This window comes from Pseudomonas sp. 3-2, assembly GCF_019710535.1.
Taxonomy (GTDB): Bacteria; Pseudomonadota; Gammaproteobacteria; order Pseudomonadales; family Pseudomonadaceae; genus Aquipseudomonas; species Aquipseudomonas pharyngis.
In genome coordinates this window covers 717,578-735,113 of record NZ_CP081200.1, presented here as the reverse complement: position 1 = coordinate 735,113, position 17,536 = coordinate 717,578, and the positions used below count along the sequence as shown (strand labels likewise).

Annotated in this window: 14 protein-coding genes; 8 read left to right on the top strand and 6 right to left on the bottom strand. The window is 62.3% G+C overall.

Annotated features, from left to right (window positions below; genetic code table 11):
- Positions 1–3: 3 nt before the first annotated feature.
- The 6 genes from K3819_RS03165 to K3819_RS03140 all read right to left on the bottom strand — a co-directional run bounded on the left by K3819_RS03165 (position 4) and on the right by K3819_RS03140 (position 6,696).
- The gene (locus tag K3819_RS03165; protein ID WP_085610999.1) at positions 4–798 is read right to left on the bottom strand and encodes a DUF4123 domain-containing protein; all 795 of its coding nucleotides are present in this window, start codon (positions 796–798) and stop codon (positions 4–6) included.
- A complete protein-coding gene (locus K3819_RS03160; protein ID WP_221398610.1) occupies positions 795–2,144 on the bottom strand; it encodes a type VI secretion system Vgr family protein in 1,350 nt (449 codons plus the stop codon). The genes K3819_RS03165 and K3819_RS03160 overlap by 4 nt, the downstream gene beginning before the upstream one ends.
- 232 nt (positions 2,145–2,376) lie before the next feature.
- Entirely contained in the window at positions 2,377–4,290 is a 1,914-nt protein-coding gene (speA, locus tag K3819_RS03155; protein ID WP_039772053.1) for an arginine decarboxylase, read from the bottom strand.
- Positions 4,291–4,508: 218 nt separating this feature from the next.
- On the bottom strand, positions 4,509–4,880 hold the full coding sequence (locus K3819_RS03150) for a translation initiation factor Sui1 (protein ID WP_007951016.1): 372 nt from the start codon (positions 4,878–4,880) through the stop codon (positions 4,509–4,511).
- Between the two features lie 187 nt (positions 4,881–5,067).
- Positions 5,068–5,625, bottom strand: coding sequence for an NUDIX hydrolase (locus K3819_RS03145; protein WP_085611003.1), 558 nt, complete (start codon positions 5,623–5,625; stop codon positions 5,068–5,070).
- A 3-nt stretch (positions 5,626–5,628) separates the two neighbouring features.
- Positions 5,629–6,696, bottom strand: coding sequence for a DUF2333 family protein (locus K3819_RS03140; RefSeq protein WP_039772049.1), 1,068 nt, complete (start codon positions 6,694–6,696; stop codon positions 5,629–5,631).
- Positions 6,697–7,124: 428 nt separating this feature from the next.
- Between K3819_RS03140 and gcbA the strand changes: the two genes are divergently transcribed.
- From gcbA to K3819_RS03100, 8 genes are all read left to right on the top strand, one after another.
- Positions 7,125–8,795 (top strand): diguanylate cyclase GcbA, encoded by a 1,671-nt coding sequence (gene gcbA, locus K3819_RS03135; protein ID WP_039772046.1) that lies wholly within the window; start codon positions 7,125–7,127, stop codon positions 8,793–8,795.
- Between the two features lie 50 nt (positions 8,796–8,845).
- Complete coding sequence (locus tag K3819_RS03130; protein ID WP_221398609.1) at positions 8,846–10,792, top strand: methyl-accepting chemotaxis protein; 1,947 nt, start codon at positions 8,846–8,848, stop codon at positions 10,790–10,792.
- Between the two features lie 58 nt (positions 10,793–10,850).
- Positions 10,851–12,608 (top strand): protein-disulfide reductase DsbD, encoded by a 1,758-nt coding sequence (locus tag K3819_RS03125; protein ID WP_085611006.1) that lies wholly within the window; start codon positions 10,851–10,853, stop codon positions 12,606–12,608.
- 132 nt (positions 12,609–12,740) lie between these two features.
- Positions 12,741–13,196, top strand: coding sequence for a type II 3-dehydroquinate dehydratase (gene aroQ, locus K3819_RS03120; RefSeq protein ID WP_064593231.1), 456 nt, complete (start codon positions 12,741–12,743; stop codon positions 13,194–13,196).
- A gap of 24 nt (positions 13,197–13,220) precedes the next feature.
- Entirely contained in the window at positions 13,221–13,688 is a 468-nt protein-coding gene (accB, locus tag K3819_RS03115; RefSeq protein WP_007951023.1) for an acetyl-CoA carboxylase biotin carboxyl carrier protein, read from the top strand.
- A 17-nt stretch (positions 13,689–13,705) separates the two neighbouring features.
- The gene (accC, locus tag K3819_RS03110; RefSeq protein ID WP_064593229.1) at positions 13,706–15,064 is read left to right on the top strand and encodes an acetyl-CoA carboxylase biotin carboxylase subunit; all 1,359 of its coding nucleotides are present in this window, start codon (positions 13,706–13,708) and stop codon (positions 15,062–15,064) included.
- A 166-nt stretch (positions 15,065–15,230) separates the two neighbouring features.
- Positions 15,231–16,109, top strand: a complete 879-nt coding sequence (prmA, locus tag K3819_RS03105; protein WP_007951025.1) for a 50S ribosomal protein L11 methyltransferase — start codon at positions 15,231–15,233, stop codon at positions 16,107–16,109.
- A 30-nt stretch (positions 16,110–16,139) separates the two neighbouring features.
- Positions 16,140–17,408, top strand: coding sequence for a DUF3426 domain-containing protein (locus tag K3819_RS03100; protein WP_221398608.1), 1,269 nt, complete (start codon positions 16,140–16,142; stop codon positions 17,406–17,408).
- The last annotated feature ends 128 nt before the right edge of the window (positions 17,409–17,536 follow it).

Below are 17,536 nucleotides of genomic sequence, written 5' to 3'. Positions count from 1 at the left end.
GCTTCACGACGGATCGTTCAACCAGCGCCGACGCAACAGTTCGAGTCGTTCTCGCGGAGTCAAACCTTGCGGCAGCGGCATCAGCTCGGCACGCGGATGCAGCAAACGCAACCACAACCAGTCGTCCAGCAGCGTCTGCTCGCTGAAGCCCAGTGCCAGACCTTGTTCCTGAAAGGCTGATATCAGCCGAAAGTTGTTTCCCGTCGCCTGACTCCAGCGCCAGACATGCTGATCCAGCAGGCAACGGTGCAAGCGTTCACGCTGTTGACGGGTCAGGCTTTGCTCGATGCGCAGCGGCTCCACGGCCAGCCCCGGATTGCGCAGTTGCTGCCAGCCCTGACTGCCAGCAGCCAGATCGGCCCAAGTCCCGCCGAACCAGCGCAGCCATCCGATCGGCCCAAGCCAGCAGCTCAATTGCCGGGCATCGCAGGCATCGAAAAAGTAACTGGCGGTCTGCCGATTGTAGAAATTGAGCAGTGCCCGGTGATTCAGGCCGATGGACACGGTCAGCATCCGCTGCAAGTGTTCGCGCAGTGTCTGCGCCGAGACCTCGCTGCCCAGCAGCAGCCCTTGCCAGGTCATGGGATCGGTGTGGCAGAGCGCCGATAGCGCCGGGCAATCACGCAGGTCGATCAGCCATGGGCCTTGCTCACTGACCGGCTGAAACTCGGTACCGTCAAACAGCTGCAGGCAGTGCACACCGGAGAATCCCTGACGTAACGTCTTCACTGCCTGAGGCGCCTGTGCGATATCCAGCAACAACCATTGAGCGCGTTGTCCGGGGGCTGCGCCGCTCATCTTCCATCGCTCGTTTTGAGCCCGGCGACCAATCGACAGCTGCACAGTGACGCCGAGCAATGGCGATAACTGCCGCCCCCCGGTATCAGGCACAGCAACAACAGAGGCTCGGCCGCCTTCAACCATTGAGGCACGCCGGCGGTATCCAGGCGCTCGGGCAGCGTTGACGATGCGTCATCCTCAATGCCCTCGATGAGTGCCGGGACCTGCAAGACGCCACTGATCACGGGCTGCTCAGGGTCACCTTCGAGAAAGCTCACCACCACCTCTACCCCGTCCTTCAATGATGCCATCGGCGTATCGGCCAACGCCGGCGCCAGCGGCAGCCAGCAGTGGCTGGGGCGGGCCCCTTCGCCCTGATAAAGCCAGTCGAACTGAACGGCCACCGGCCGCACGGCATCAGGTTGCGTCTCCTCGACCGACACCACCCAGGCACGCTGTGGGCTGCACATGCGAGCACCGCGGTATTCAACGGGTGATCGAGGCTCCGGCAACTGGTCAAGGGCAAAAATCCGGTTGCTGTAGGGCGGCTCGAGCGACTGATCGGCTCGATGCTCGATTCGACTCACCAGCCAGTCCGTATTGGCGTCTGCCAAGGGCTCGCCGGAAATCGTCAACCAGTGACCACTGCGCAGGGTTGGCGAATCGGAATGCCCCTGAGCCGTCAGTGTCCGCCGCGGCCCCTTTGCGTGCAGGCGGGCATGCTCGCCCAGTTGCCAGCGGCGCACTGGCGGCGACGGCGCTCCATCTTCGCTCTCGAATTGCAGGTTGCCGGCGCGTGGCAGCCGGGCCGGGTCATCACCGAACACCAGGCAATGCCCCTGGCTCCCTTGCTCGAAGTGATAGTGAATGCGTGCCTGTCCGCACAGCCTCTGTACCAGTTGCAGATCCGACTCGCCGTACTGGGTGCAGAATGTCCGGGGCGGATAAGCGCCTTGCAGATCGAACCGACGCCAGTTGCCACTGATGCCGTGCTCCTTGAGCACCTGATCCAGAATCTGCGGCACCGAGCGGTCGCTGAAGATGCGCTGGCTGTAGCGCAGTCCCAGACAGCTCAACCGCGGCCCCAGCCGCGCCCGGCACAACCGGGCGCTGCGCCCCTGTTCATGCTGGACAAGGCTATGCAACTGCCCGTGAATACCATTGCCGCAAGGCCCGAAACACAGGCGCGCCGAACGATACATCAGCCCGGCAAGGTCCAGGTGCGGATCATCGACCAGCAAGTCGATCTCGAACGCGAAAGGCTCGCTGATGGCTTCGCAACCCGTAAATGCCAGGACTTCAAGCGAGTCGGACAGGCCCGCTACATCGAGACGAAACGACGGCTCGTCGGCTGGATCGAACATGGGGGGATTCTCTACAGGGGGGCGGGCGGGGATTCTCGCCGAGACCCATGGCCGAGTAGAGGGCCGAACTACAAATTCGGAAATGACCTACGCGAAAAGCAGACAACGTCACTTTGCTGGCTTGGAAACAGGCCATTTCGCGAAGAGAAAAAGAAGCGTCTCACCCGGTCATCTGAAACGTCCGCGGTGGGCGGAACAATTTCAGACAACCAGATAAAAGCGGAACCTGGCCTCAGGAGGACAGGTAGGAGGAGCGGGTCAGACCCAGGCGCAGGGCATCGAGGAACTGGGTGCGTTCGCTGGCGCTGATGCGGGCACTGGCGCACTTGTCGCGATAGTGAGTCATCAGTTCTTCCGGCGACAGGTGCACATAGCGCAGCATGTCTTCGATGGTGTCGTGGGTTTCAATGCCGGCGTGGTAAACGCTGCCGTCGGCGTTCTGGTAAATGTTCACCGAGTCGGTGTCACCGAACAGGTTGTGCATGTCGCCAAGAATTTCCTGATAGGCGCCGACCAGGAACACGCCCAGCAGATAGTCTTCACCTTCGTTCAGCGCATGCACCGGCAGGCTGGTCTCGATGCTCTGCTCGTCGACGTACTGGTTGATCTTGCCGTCGGAGTCGCAGGTCAGATCCTGCAGCACCGCGCGACGCAGCGGCTCTTCGTCGAGACGGTGCAACGGGATGATCGGCAGCACCTGATCGATCGCCCAGGTGTCCGGCAGGCTCTGGAATACCGAGAAGTTGCAGATGTACTTGTCGGCCAGCTTGTCGTTGAGTTCGTCCAGCACCTGACGGTGCGAACGCTGACGTGCCTTCAGCGAGTTGTGCAGACGACGGCATACGGCGAAGTAGCACTGCTCGGCCAGGGCCTTCTCGGCCAGGGTCAGTTTGCCGTCGGCGTACTGGGCGGCCACGTCGCTCATGTAGTGGGTGGCGCGCCAGTAGGTTTCGGTGACCATTTCGATGTCGGTCGGGCCCAGCAGGTCAACCAGCCACTGCACGGTTTCCGGCAGCGCTTCCTTGTTCTCGATCAACGGGATTTCGTCGTTGTGTTTCTCGACGTCGGTGACCTGCACCACCAGCATCGCGTGGTGCGCGGTCAGCGAGCGGCCGCTTTCGGAGAAGATGTGCGGATGCGGCAGCGCCTGCGCATCGCAGAACTCCTTGAGCATGCCGACCACGACACCGGCGTAGTCATCCATGTCGTAGTTGATCGAACTGGCGTTGCGCGAGTGCGTACCGTCGTAGTCCACACCCAGGCCACCACCGACGTCGATGTGATCGACCGGCAGACCGAGGTTGCGCAGCTCGCCGTAGTAACGGATCGCTTCCTTGAAACCGTGCTGGTAGTCGGCCAGGTTGGCGATCTGCGAACCCATGTGGAAGTGCAGCAGACGGATGCCCTGATCCAGGCCCGCCGCGCGGAAACGCTCGACCACCGACAGCAGTTGCGCCGCCGACAGACCGAACTTGGATTTCTCACCACCGGTGTCCGCCCACTTCGACGACGCCAGGGAGGACAGACGCACGCGCAGACCGACCTGCGGCTTGACCTTGAGCGAGGCGGCCTCTTCGATCACCAGACCGACTTCGGATTCTTTCTCGATCACAATGAATACATTGTGGCCGAGCTTCTGGCCCATCAGCGCCAGACGGATGAACTCGCGGTCCTTGTAACCGTTGCAGACGATGGTGCCGCCCTTCGGCGCCAGCGCCAGCACGGCCAGCAGCTCGGGCTTGGAGCCGGCTTCCAGACCGATCGAAACGTTCTGGGTGGCGATGATGTTCTCGATCACCGCTTCCTGCTGGTTGACCTTGATCGGGTACAGCGCGGTGTATTTGCTCTGGTATTCCAGACGCTCGATGTTCGCATCGAAAGCGCCGGTCAGCTGACGGACGCGGTCTTGCAGGATGTCGGGAAAACGCACCAGCAGCGGCAGGGACAAGCCACTCTTGCGCAGTTGGTCGACTTGTTCGAACAGATCGATAGGCGAGCTGCTCGGGCCGTTCGGACGAACTTCGACGCGACCGGCGTCATTGATCGCGAAATACCCGGCCCCCCAATGGCGAATCCCGTAAACACTGCGGCTGTCCGCAACTGTCCATTGGCTGCCATCGTCTTTGCGTGTGCGTCGTACGGACATCGAAGTCCCCTATAAAGAAGTCATAGTGCGTCGCCTGATCGCAGGCCGGCGCAGTCTAAAGAATGAAAATGACGGTTCGTCAGCGGGGCGGTAGACCGCGCTGACAGCGTTGAGTTTAGAAACCGGTCATGAACAGGCTCTGTGAAAACCATGGAAACGACGTCAGGCCCAGGGACTCTGGAGCTGAATCAAGCCGCCGGTGGGTTTCACAGAGGCTGCTAGCCGCCGGACTTCTTCGCTTTGAAGCCGTGCTTGACCAACTCGGCCAGGAGCAGCTCGACATGGTCGCCCTGGATCTCGATGATCCCGTCTTTCAACGCACCGCCGGTGCCGCAACGTTTCTTCAACGTTGTCGCCAGCTCCTTGAGTGCGTCTTCGGCCAGAGGCACGCCGGTGATGGTGGTCACCGTCTTGCCGCCACGCCCCTTGCTCTCGCGGCGCACACGGGCAATGCCGTCGCCGGCCGGGATCACGGTTTGCTTGCAGATACAGGCGTCCACCGGCTTGCTGCATTCCGGGCAATGACGACCTGCGTCGGTGGAAAATACCAGGCCGCCCAGGGCGGCGAAGGATGCGGCTTTTTTGGCCACCGGCAATCCTCTCGGGAGGACAAAGACTGATCGCAGCCTTGGGCAAGGCTATCGACCGCGAAGCCCCACTCAGGCAGGGGCAGCGCTACTGCACCGGTTCTTCAATAAAAGCAGGCCGGTGCAGCTTGAAAAGGTCGCGCAGTGTAACGGCAAAAACGCCGATTGCTAAGTGCCAATCGGCGCCAATTTATGTGTTCTTTGCGACGTTGCTTTGCTGAGCCTTCAGATAACGTTTCAAGGCTGCCAGAGAGTCCGGGCAATAAGGCTTTTGCTCGATTTCCCGCATGACCTGTTCGATCGGAATGAAGCGCGCTTCGAGCACCTCCTCCGGCTGCAGGATCAACGGCCCGTCCCACACCGCCGAAAACGCCGAACACCACAGGCGATTGCCGGTGTCTTCGAAGTAGAAATGGTCGTGGGCCGTCAGTTCGACACCACTCACCCCCAGCTCTTCCTCCAGCTCACGGGCCGCCGACTCGGCGTAGGTCTCGTTCGCCTGCACCATGCCGCCCGCCGCCACGTCCCAGTAACCGGGATAGATGGCTTTGCTCAACGTGCGCCGATGCACGCAGAGTTCACCGGCGGAGTTGAACAGCATGATGTAGGTGCCACGGCCGATCAGTCCGCGTTCTCGCAGGTCCGAACGCACCAGGGCGCCGAGCAGGTTGTCCTGCTCGTCGACCCAGGCGATCTGTTCGGCATCCGAGGCGGCGCGGTGGGCCGCCTCTCTGGCGCTCTCGTCCATGACTCAGCCCTGATTGAGCAGTTGACGCAAATCGATCACGGCCGCGTTGGCCCGGGAAATGTAGTTGGCCATGACCAGCGAGTGGTTGGCCAGCACACCGAAACCGCTGCCATTGAGGATCATCGGGCTCCAGATCGGTTCCTGGGAGGCTTCCAGTTCGCGGATGATCTGACGCACGCTGACGGTCGCGTTCTTCTTTGCCAGCACATCGGCGAAATCGACCTCGATCGCGCGCAGCAGGTGCGACAGCGCCCAGGCCTGACCGCGAGCTTCGTAGAACACGTTGTCGATCTGCATCCACGGAGTCTCGACGACTTCCTCGTCGACCTGCGGCACTTCACCCACCGCCGGCACTTCGGTTTTCAGCGCGGTGTTGAGCTTGACCCGGCCAACACTGGCCGACAGGCGTTGCGACAGCGACCCGAGACGAGTACCGACATCACCCAGCCAGTTGTTCAGGTTGTCGGCACGGGCATAGAACAAGGCATTTTTCTGGGTCGGATCGGACAGGCGCGCCTGATAACGGCTCAGGGAATTGATGCCTTCCTGATACTCCGATTCGCTGGATGGCAGGATCCAGCTCTTGTTGTCGAAGTTGAAGCGCGGCTCGGCCTTGGCCAGGTCGGCGTCTTCAGCCGATTGCGACTGCGAGCGGGCGAAGTCCTTGCGCAAGGCACGGGTCAGGTCGCGGACCTGCACCAGTACGCCGTATTCCCAGCTCGGCATGTTGTCCATCCACAGGCCCGGCGGGAAACGGTCGTTGGAAATATAGCCGCCCGGCTTGTCGAGCAAAGTGCCGGCAACGGTTTTCAGGGTTTCGACGGTGGTGTAGCCGACCACCATCTGCTTGCCCTCTTTCTCGGCGGCAACCTGAGCGTTCTGCGCCACGGGAAACAGCGCCGGCTCCTGGCTCCAGTACCAACCCAGGCCAATGGTCACCAACAGGTAAATGGCAACCAACGTGGCCAGCGCCCGGCTGAACAACAGCCCGCCGACATAGCTGCGGGCGGCCGACTTGGGCTCGGCGGCACGTTCAGGCGCGCTGCCCGCGCGGTTCTTCCAGTCCAGCATGGCGATATCCTTTCAATCTTGGGTTCAACGGTTCGACCACAACCATACAACAACGTGCCTCGACCGGGCACCCGTCAATATTGACAGGCGCTGCCTCGCCACCCGACACAAGGCCGGGACAGACCGCCCTAAGGGATTCCCCGATAGCGAATTCATCGCCATTGCGCTGCCGATACCCGCAACGGGACAGCACAAAGACCCTGCCATCCCTTCCCCGCGCTCCGGTAAATTCATGGTTGCGCAGATCGGCAAATGCCCGGCAGATGGGGGCTTCACCGACGATCAGGTTCAAATTGAAACCCGGCAGTCAGAAACTGAATGGTGACGCACAGCAGATTATTGACGTACGACACTCATGTAAGGGAAAAGAGGTGCTAGCATAGAGCCACCAGTCGATCTCAGCATGCACCCTAACTAGTAGTCAGGATATGACCGAGCCAGAAGACCCCAGCCGTGAGCGCCTCAAGCACCACTTTGCCCAGCGGGTAATTCATCAGGCACGTCAGATTCTTGAGATATGGCAGCGCCTGCAACGCAGTGAGTGGTCCACTGCCGACCTCGCCGAACTGAGCGAGGCCAATCTGCGCCTGCTGCGTTTTGCCGAGCGCTTCGAACAGCCCGAGCACACGCAGTTGGCCCGCCACATCAGCCAGTCGCTGGAAGCGGTGGACGCCAATCGCGGACGCCTGAGCAGCGGCCTGATCACCGATCTCAACCGTTTGATGCAGCGTCTGTCGCGCACCGGGCTGCGCCATGGCGATCAGCTCGATCAGACCTTCCTGCCGCCCCTGCGCAAACCGATCTACGTGATGCTGCAGGATCACGACCGCGCCGAGCGGCTGGCCAAGCAGCTGGAGTTTTTCGGTCTGAGCGCCCAGGCGCTGGACAGTGTGTCGGCGTTTCGCTCCTCAATGGTCGAGCGCCTGCCGGCCGCGATTGTCATGGACGTGGATTTCAGCGGCGCCGGCGTCGGTCTGAAGCTCGCCGCTGAAGCCCAGCAAGGTCTGGAAGAACCGCTGCCGCTGCTGTTCTTCAGCCTGCACGAAACCGACACCCCGACCCGCCTCGCAGCGGTGCGCGCCGGTGGCCAGGAATTTCTCACCGGTACCCTCGAAGCCTCGAGCCTGCTGGAGAAGATCGAAGTCCTGACCTGCGTCGCCCAGTACGAACCCTATAAAGTGCTGATCATCGACGACTCCCGCGCCCAGGCCCTGCACACCGAACGCCTGCTCAACAGCGCCGGGATCGTCACCCGCACCCTGATCGAACCGATCCAGGCCATGGCCGAGCTGGCGGACTTCCAGCCAGACCTGATCATCCTCGACATGTACATGCCGGCCTGCACCGGCACCGAGCTGGCCAAGGTCATTCGTCATAACGATCGCTACGTCAGCGTGCCGATCATTTACCTGTCGGCCGAGGACGATCTGGACAAACAGCTCGACGCCATGAGCGAAGGCGGCGACGACTTCCTGACCAAGCCGATCAAGCCGCGCCACCTGATCACCACCGTGCGCAACCGCGCCGCCCGCGCGCGCAACCTGAAAGCACGGATGGTCCGCGACAGCCTCACTGGCCTTTACAACCACACGCACATTCTGCAATTGCTCGAAGACTGTTCGTTCCGCGCCCGCCGCGAGAACAAGCCGTTGAGCTTTGCCATGCTCGACATCGACCACTTCAAACGGGTCAACGACAGCCACGGCCACCCCATGGGCGACCGGGTGATCAAGAGCCTGGCGCTGTTCCTCAAGCAGCGTCTGCGCAAGACCGACTTCATCGGCCGTTACGGCGGCGAAGAGTTCGCCATCGTCATGCCCGACACCGATATAGAAGCCGCGCACAAAGTGCTCGACGAAATCCGCCAGCGCTTTGCCGAGATTCACTATCCGGCCCAGCCGCAGGATCTGTGGTGTACCTTCAGCGCCGGCGTGGTGGAGATGCGCGACGACTCCGACAGCCTGATGATGGCCAGCCAGGCCGACGAGGCGCTGTACCGCGCCAAGGGCGAAGGGCGCAATCGGGTGCAGACCGCCCGGGACTCAAAGCAAAGTGCCACTTTTTCATCGGAATCACCCCAGTCGGTCATAACCCTGTAACAGAACCGCAATAAATTCAGGCGCTTACCATTCTGCCGTTGGTAGCCGTCATGCGCCTGAAGTTGCTCACCAATCTCAATACCCTGTTGCTGGTCGCCGTCTGCTTGGCCCTCGGCGCCACGCTGTGGTGGTCGCAAAAAGCCCTGGAACGCCCGTATCTGTTGATGGAGCGTTACCTGGGCCTGTCGCAGCAATTTCAGAATGACGTGGCACGCAACGTCGAGGATTACCTCGCCAGCGGCGACGCCCTGCGCCTGAGCAGCGCCAGTCAGGCCATCGATCAATTGCAGAAAGAACTCGGTGAGCTGCCGCCCGCGCTGGCCGACACCTTGCGCCCGAGCCTCAGCGGCCTCGATGAATTCAGCAAGACCGACCTGCTGGCCGCCGGCAAACTCGCCGGTGATCCGCAGGCGTTGCTATTGCAGGCCGAGCGCGAATTGAGCGCCAGTCTCGACCAACTCAGCACCTACGCCGGCGGTGACGCGACCTACCTGACACCCCTGCTGATTGCCTCTCAACATTTGGGCAAACTGTCGCTGGCCCGGGACAAACTGGTCAGCAGCGGACGCAGTGAACTGGCCGCCGATGTCGAGCGCGAAGTCAGCAACATCCGCGCCCAGGCCCAAACGATCGATGCCCTGCCCTTGCTCGGTGTGGTCGCCAGCAGTGAGTCCGGCAGCGACGACTTCGCCGCGCTGATGGGCATCGAAAGCACCGAAAAAGCCGCCGCCGAAGACGCCGGCGTCGGCCTCAAACGCGAACTCAACAGTTTGCTCGGCCGTTATCCGGCGGAGCTGGCGCGCACCCGCGAGCAGATCCAGAAACGCACCGACCTGAGCACCGCAACCCACCAGAAAATCGCCGCCGTGCAACAAGCCATCGCCGGCCTCGAACCGGTGGTACGCGCCCAGCACGGGCAGATCCAGGGCGAAGTACGGCTGATGCAAGGCGTGATGATCGGTCTGATTCTGCTGATCGCACTGCTGATCGATACCCTGCAGCGGCGCCTGGCCCGCACTTTGACCAACCTCGCGCCGGCGCTGTCAACCTGGGCCGAAGGCGACTTCAGCCGCGACATTCATCTGGGCAAGACCAACCGCGAACTGCACGACATCGAAGCCTCGCTCAATCGCTTGCGCGCCTACCTGGTGGATCTGGTCGGGACCATTCGCGGCAATGCCGAGCAGGTGGCGGGCAGCAGCCGCACCCTCGCCGAACTGAGCAATGACTTGCACAGCGGTGCCGAACATCAGGCCGGCGATACCGCGCTGATCCGTGATTCTCTCGGCGAACTGGAAGCGACCATTCAGCAAGTGGCCGGCGATGCGCGCCGGGCCGCCGACGCCAGTCGCCATGCCGGGCTGGCGGTCGAACACGGGCAACAGGTGATCGGCCAGAGCCTCACCGGCCTGCACGCGCTGGTCGGCGAAGTGCAAGGCAACGCGCAGATGATCGAACACCTGGCCGAAGAGTCGGCGACCATCGGCGGCGTGCTGACGGTAATCCGCTCGATTGCCGACCAGACCAACCTGCTGGCGCTCAACGCGGCGATCGAAGCCGCCCGCGCCGGGGAAATGGGCCGTGGGTTTGCCGTGGTGGCCGAAGAAGTCCGCTCACTGGCACAACGCACCGCCGGCGCCACCGCCGAAATCCAGACCCTGATCGCCGGCCTGCAAACCGCCGCCCGGCAATCGGTCGAGGGCATGCGCGCACAGGTCGAACATGCCGAAGCCACCGCCAATCAGGCGCAATCGGCGGACGGGGCGCTGGACAAGATTGTTGGCGCGATCCAGACCATCTCCGACACGGCCATCCGCATCGCCGACATCACCGCGCAACAGAGCGGCGCGGTCAGCGAGATCCGCGATCACAGCGAGCGGATTCACCAGTTGGGCGGGGACAATCTGCTGCGCATCGGTCAGGGCCGCGAGCAAGGCGAGAACCTGCTGTTGCTGGGCGGTCAGCTGCACACCGCCGTGCAGGCGTTCCGCGTGTGACACACAGCTCAGGGCCAAGTCCGCTATCATTCCCGCACCTTTGATTCGCGAGATTGTCATGCGCCGTCTGCTCTGCCTGCTGCTTTTCGTCTTCGCCCTGCCGGCCGGCGCCGCCGGTCTGTTCGACAGCAAACCCAGCGCCACGCTGGGCTCGGTCAACAACAGCGCCGATTTCCTGCCGGTGCGCGAAGCCTTTCAACTGAGTCTGGTCGAGAGCACGCCGCAATCGGTCAAACTGCGCTTCGTCGCCACCGAAGGCTATTACCTCTACCGCCACCGTTTCCAATTTCGCGCCGAGCCGGCGGACGTAAAACTTGGCGCCGCACAACTGCCGCAAGGCGAACAGAAACACGACGAGTATTTCGGCGACGTCGAGGTCTACCACGGCATTCTCGATGTGGAGCTGCCACGCAGTGATGCCCGAGCCTTCACGCTGGCCGTCACCTATCAGGGTTGTGCCGACAAGGGTTTGTGCTATCCACCGGAAACCGAACGCCTTAGCATCGAGGGCAACGCAGCGGCACGTGAGGCGTCCGCTCCGGTGACCGGTTGGGACTGGCGAGATCTGGCGCTGTTTTTCCTGGCGGGCCTGGGCCTGACCTTCACGCCGTGTGTATTGCCGATGCTGCCGATCCTGTCCGGTGTGGTGTTGCGCGGGCAAGTCGGCGGTTTGCGTGGTTTCAATCTGTCGTTGGCTTATGTGCTGCCGATGGCCGCGTGCTTTGCGCTGCTCGGGGCCTTGATGGGGCTCTTCGGCGCGCAACTGAATTTGCAGGCACGGCTGCAATCGGCGTGGGTGCTGGTGCCGTTCTCGATGTTTTTTGCGGTGTTTGCGCTGGCGATGTTCGGCGTATTCGAGCTGAAACTGCCGCACTTCATCAGCAGCCGCCTCGACCGGATCGCCGGGCGCACCGAAGGCGGCTCGTTGTGGGGCGCGGCGGTGTTGGGTGTGGTGTCGAGTTTGCTGGTATCGCCGTGCGTTTCCGCACCGCTGGCCGGCGCACTGCTTTATATAAGCGCCAGCGGCGACGCGCTGGGTGGCGGCCTGAAGCTGTTCATGCTCGGCCTGGGCATGGGCGCGCCGCTGTTGCTGGTGGCCACCGGCGGCGCGGCGTGGCTGCCGAAAAGCGGGCCGTGGATGATGTACGTGAAGAACGGCATCGGCGTGTTGCTGCTCGGGCTGGCGATCGGTCTGCTCAGCCGGGTATTGCCGGGACAGATCACCTTGCTGCTGATCGGCCTGCTGGCCGGCGGCGTCGGCCTGTTCCTCGGCGCTCTGGAATTCGTCTACAAACCGCCGCGCAAACGCCTCGGCCAGTTGCTGGGCCTGTTCCTGCTGTTTTATGCGCTGGCCTGCTGGTACGGCGCGTTCAGCGGGCAGACCGACCCGCTGAATCCAATAGCCCCGGCACGACTTGCCGACAGCGGCTCGACCGCGCAAAACAGCGGCTCGTGGCAGACCGTCAGCACCCCGGCGGAACTGGATCGGGCACTGCTCGAAGCGAAAACCGCCGGCACCCCGTTGCTGCTCGACTGGTACGCCGACTGGTGCATCAGCTGCAAAGTCATCGAACACGAAGTGCTCAATGACGCCACGGTGGTGGAGCGGCTCAAGGGCTATCGACTGATCCGCTTCGACATCACCGCGAGCAATGCCGAACAGCGCACCCTGCTCGACCGCTACAGCCTGTTCGGGCCACCGGCGCTGATGTTCTTCGGCAAGGACGGGGCAGAACGCCGCGATGTGCGGGTGATCGGCGAGATCAACGCCCGCGACTTCGCCGAACGTGTTGCCAGAGCGAATGACCGGATTTAATCAGTCAGTCACATATTTTGCGCAAACATCGGTCATCGTGCTGGCTATTGCAGAGAACTGGACAGTCACAAAGTCTTTGCGGCATAGTCGCCGGGTTCTGACGAAGGCTCACCCATAACAAGGAACACGCAGATGGCAACGCTACTGGTGCTGCACGGCCCCAACCTGAACCTGCTCGGCACCCGGGAACCCGGGACCTACGGGTCGACCACCCTGGCGCAGATCAATCAGGATCTGGAACGCCGCGCCCGTGAAGCCGGCCATCATCTGCTGTATCTGCAAAGCAACGCCGAGTACGAATTGATCGACCGCATCCACGCCGCACGCGGCGAAGGCGTGGACTTCATTCTGATCAACCCGGCGGCATTTACACACACAAGTGTCGCATTACGTGACGCGCTGCTGGGAGTGAGCATCCCATTCATCGAAGTGCATTTGTCCAACGTGCACAAACGCGAACCTTTCCGCCATCACTCCTACTTCTCCGACGTAGCGGTAGGAGTGATCTGCGGCCTTGGCGCCAGCGGTTACCGACTGGCCCTGGAGGCTGCACTAGAGCAGCTTGAACACCAAGCTATACGCCCCTGACCGACCCTTGGGAGTTGATGATTCATGGATATCCGTAAAGTTAAGAAACTGATCGAATTGCTGGAAGAGTCCGGCATCGACGAGCTCGAGATCAAGGAAGGCGAAGAGTCCGTACGCATCAGCCGTCACAGCAAGACCCCGGCGCAGCAGTACTACGCTCCGGCTCCGATGCAGGCTCCGGCCGCTGCACCTGCCGCCGCTGCCGCTCCGGTTGCTGCTGCCGCAGCTCCAGCTGCCGCTGCTGCTCCAGCGCTGAACGGCACCGTTGCCCGTTCGCCGATGGTCGGCACCTTCTATCGCAAATCTTCGCCAACCTCGCCGTCCTTCGTTGAAGTCGGCCAGACCGTGAAGAAAGGCGACACCCTGTGCATCGTCGAAGCCATGAAGATGATGAACCACATCGAAGCTGAAACCAGCGGTGTGATCGAGTCCATCCTCGTCGAAGACGGCCAGCCGGTTGAGTACGACCAACCGCTGTTCACCATCGTTTGAACTGCGGAGAGCCTTTGATGACTGCGAAGTTGGAAAAAGTTCTGATCGCTAACCGCGGTGAGATCGCCCTGCGGATTCTGCGTGCCTGCAAAGAGATGGGCATCAAGACCGTCGCCGTTTACTCCAAGGCCGACAAAGAGCTGATGCACCTGGGTCTGGCAGACGAATCCGTCTGCATCGGCCCGGCTTCTGCCGCTCAGTCCTACCTGCACATCCCGGCCATCATCGCTGCCGCTGAAGTGACTGGCGCTACCGCCATTCACCCAGGCTACGGTTTCCTCGCGGAAAACGCCGACTTCGCCGAGCAGGTCGAGAACTCCGGCTTCGCCTTCATCGGTCCGAAAGCCGAAACCATTCGCCTGATGGGCGACAAGGTATCGGCCAAGCACGCGATGATCGAAGCGGGCGTGCCAACCGTTCCAGGTTCCGACGGCCCGCTGCCGGAAGACGAGGAAACGGCGCTGCGCATCGGTCGTGAAGTCGGCTATCCGGTGATCATCAAGGCCGCCGGCGGCGGTGGTGGTCGCGGCATGCGCGTGGTGCACAAGGAAGAAGACCTGATCGCCTCGGCGAAACTGACCCGCTCCGAAGCAGGCGCGGCGTTCGGCAACCCGATGGTCTATCTGGAAAAATTCCTGACCAACCCGCGTCACGTCGAAGTGCAGGTTCTGTCCGACGGCCAGGGCAATGCCATCCATCTGGGCGACCGCGATTGCTCGCTGCAACGCCGCCACCAGAAGGTTCTCGAGGAAGCGCCGGCACCGGGCATCGACGAGAACGCGCGCAAGGAAGTCCTGGCTCGCTGCGTCAAGGCGTGCATCGACATCGGCTACCGTGGCGCCGGCACCTTCGAGTTCCTGTACGAGAACGGTCGCTTCTACTTCATCGAAATGAACACCCGTGTTCAGGTGGAGCACCCGGTTTCGGAAATGGTCACCGGTATCGACATCGTCAAGGAGATGCTCAGCATCGCCGCTGGCAACAAGCTGTCGTATACCCAGGATGATGTGGTGATCCGCGGTCACTCGCTGGAATGCCGGATCAACGCCGAAGACCCGAAAACCTTCATGCCGAGCCCGGGTACGGTCAAGCATTTCCACGCACCAGGCGGCAACGGCGTTCGCGTCGATTCGCACCTGTACAGCGGTTATGCCGTTCCGCCGAACTACGACTCGCTGATCGGCAAGCTGATCACTTACGGCGCGACCCGCGACGAAGCCATGGCCCGCATGCGCAATGCCCTGGACGAAATCGTGGTCGACGGGATCAAGACCAACATCCCGCTGCACCGTGATCTGACCCGCGACGAAGGCTTCTGCAAAGGGGGCGTGAACATTCACTACCTCGAGCACAAGCTGGCTGGCGAGAAGCACTAAGCTTCAGCCCGCACCTGACAAAGCCGCCTTCGGGCGGCTTTGTTGTTTCCGAAGGTTTCATCTGCTCACACATTCCCCGCTCCCACAAAACCGTCGCGCTCGCGTAAACTTGCGCGCTTCTCGCAGGCCGCTAGGCTGCAATCAATCTTTTTCACAGGTGCCCGCCATGCCTTGGCTGCAAGTAAGACTCGCCATCAGCCCGGAACAAGCCGAAACCTACGAAGACGCTTTCCTTGAAGTGGGCGCCGTTTCGGTGACCTTCATGGACGCCGAAGACCAGCCGATCTTCGAGCCGGAACTCAACACCACCCCGCTGTGGGCACACACCCACCTGTTGGCCCTGTTCGAGGGCGGCACCGAAGCCGCCCCGGTACTGGCCCATCTGGAACTGCTGACCGGCAGCCCGCTGCCCGAGCACCACAGCGAAGTAATCGAAGACCAGGACTGGGAACGCAGCTGGATGGATGGTTTCCAGCCGATGCGTTTCGGTCAGCGTCTGTGGATCGTGCCGAGCTGGCACGCCGCCCCGGAGCCGGACGCGGTCAACCTGCTGCTGGACCCGGGCCTGGCGTTCGGCACCGGTACCCACCCGACCACCGCCCTGTGCCTGGAATGGCTGGACGGCCAGGACCTGAAAGACTGCAACGTGCTGGACTTCGGCTGCGGCTCGGGGATTCTGGCGATTGCCGCCCTGCTGCTGGGCGCGAAAGAAGCCGTGGGCACCGACATTGACGTGCAGGCACTCGAAGCCTCCCGCGACAACGCCGGGCGCAACAACATCGCGGACGAACTGTTCCCGCTGTACCTTCCGGAAGACCTGCCGCAGGTCAAAGCCGACGTACTGGTGGCCAACATTCTGGCCGGTCCGCTGGTTTCCCTGGCGCCGCAACTGTCCGGCCTGGTCAAGTCCGGCGGGCGTCTGGCGCTGTCCGGGATCCTCGCCGAACAAGGTGACGAAGTCGCTGCCGCCTACGCGCAGGACTTCGATCTCGACCCGATCGCCAATCGTGATGGCTGGGTGCGCATCACCGGCCGTCGGCGCTAGAATGACCGCCTGCTCAATCCGGACCGCCGCATGACCGACAGCTTCGTCACCCAGTGCCCGCATTGCCAAACCAGTTTCCGCGTCAGCCACGCTCAGTTGAGCGTGGCCCGCGGGGTGGTTCGTTGCGGCTCCTGCCTGCAAGTGTTCAATGCCGCCAAGCAATTGCTGGAGCAACACGCAGGCAAGGAAGCGGTCACGCCGGTGGCGCCGTTAATCAGCGAGCCGCCGCCGATCAGCGAGCCGGCGCCAGTCGAACCACCGGCCATCGCCGAAACGCCCGAGCCGCGCGCCATCAGCCAGAAGCAATGGAGCGCCGCCGAGCTGGATCTGGACAGCCTGGATCTGGACGAAGAACTGGCCCGCCTCGAGCAACGGGAAATCCAGCCGACCACCGAGTTCGGCCGCCCACGCGAAGACGCCCTGAGCGCCCGCCGCGACAGCCACGAACCGGAAGACACGACTTGGCCGGACAGCCTGTTCAGCGAACCGGCAGATGAGCGCGCACCCGAAGTCGAAGATGAACCCGACGTCGTCGAGCCTGAACCCGTCCGACCGGAGCGAACCGAACCCTCGCTGTCGCTGGAGCCGGTGGATCTCGACGACGAACCGCCGATCCCGCAACTGCGCCTGCACGATCCGATCGACCCGAACGCCCGCCGCGAACGCCTGTCGGCCAGCGATGACGTCGACGACGAACTGCCACTCATCGAAGCACCGCGCAAAAAGCGCGAACGCGTCGAATCCAGCGTTCGCGCCGAAGCGTTGCAGGATCTGACCGACGACCCGCTGCAACTGGACTGGCAGAAACGCCGCTCGCCCTGGGGCCGTCGCCTGCTCTGGCTGTTGCTGATCGTGCTGGCCGCCGCCGGCCTGGGCGGACAATACATCGCCTATCACTTCGATGAACTGGCCCGCCAGGATCAATACCGGCCATGGTTCCAGCAACTGTGCCCGCAAATCGGCTGCACGGTGCCGTCCAAAGTGGATATCGCCAAGATCAAGAGCAGCAACCTGGTGGTGCGCAGCCACCCGGAATTCAGCGGTGCGCTGGTGGTGGACGCGATCATTTATAACCGCGCGCCGTTCTCGCAGCCGTTTCCGCTGCTGGAGCTGCGCTTCGCCGACCTCAACGGCCACCTGATCGCCAGTCGTCGCTTCAAACCCGGCGAATACCTCAACGGCGACCTCGAAGGCATGGCGGAAATGCCGCCGCAGACGCCGATCCACATCGCCCTGGACATCCTCGATCCAGGCCCGAAAGCGGTGAACTACAGCCTGAGTTTCCACTCACCCGAGTGAAGCGCTTCACCGCTCCCGGATTGACGGCAATTTTCTGACTGCACACCGCACAACCAAACCGGCGGTAATAACAGAATAACTGTTCAGATTTTGTTCAATTCAGCCTTTATCCAGTCATCGAGAGCGGG

Coding starts and splice junctions, on each gene's coding strand:
- K3819_RS03165 (WP_085610999.1), bottom strand. CDS start 798: ATGAGCGGCGCAGCCCCCGGACAACGCGCTCAATGGTTGTTGCTGGAT.
- K3819_RS03160 (WP_221398610.1), bottom strand. CDS start 2,144: ATGTTCGATCCAGCCGACGAGCCGTCGTTTCGTCTCGATGTAGCGGGC.
- speA (WP_039772053.1), bottom strand. CDS start 4,290: ATGTCCGTACGACGCACACGCAAAGACGATGGCAGCCAATGGACAGTT.
- K3819_RS03145 (WP_085611003.1), bottom strand. CDS start 5,625: ATGGACGAGAGCGCCAGAGAGGCGGCCCACCGCGCCGCCTCGGATGCC.
- K3819_RS03140 (WP_039772049.1), bottom strand. CDS start 6,696: ATGCTGGACTGGAAGAACCGCGCGGGCAGCGCGCCTGAACGTGCCGCC.
- gcbA (WP_039772046.1), top strand. CDS start 7,125: ATGACCGAGCCAGAAGACCCCAGCCGTGAGCGCCTCAAGCACCACTTT.
- K3819_RS03130 (WP_221398609.1), top strand. CDS start 8,846: ATGCGCCTGAAGTTGCTCACCAATCTCAATACCCTGTTGCTGGTCGCC.
- K3819_RS03125 (WP_085611006.1), top strand. CDS start 10,851: ATGCGCCGTCTGCTCTGCCTGCTGCTTTTCGTCTTCGCCCTGCCGGCC.
- aroQ (WP_064593231.1), top strand. CDS start 12,741: ATGGCAACGCTACTGGTGCTGCACGGCCCCAACCTGAACCTGCTCGGC.
- accB (WP_007951023.1), top strand. CDS start 13,221: ATGGATATCCGTAAAGTTAAGAAACTGATCGAATTGCTGGAAGAGTCC.
- accC (WP_064593229.1), top strand. CDS start 13,706: ATGACTGCGAAGTTGGAAAAAGTTCTGATCGCTAACCGCGGTGAGATC.
- prmA (WP_007951025.1), top strand. CDS start 15,231: ATGCCTTGGCTGCAAGTAAGACTCGCCATCAGCCCGGAACAAGCCGAA.
- K3819_RS03100 (WP_221398608.1), top strand. CDS start 16,140: ATGACCGACAGCTTCGTCACCCAGTGCCCGCATTGCCAAACCAGTTTC.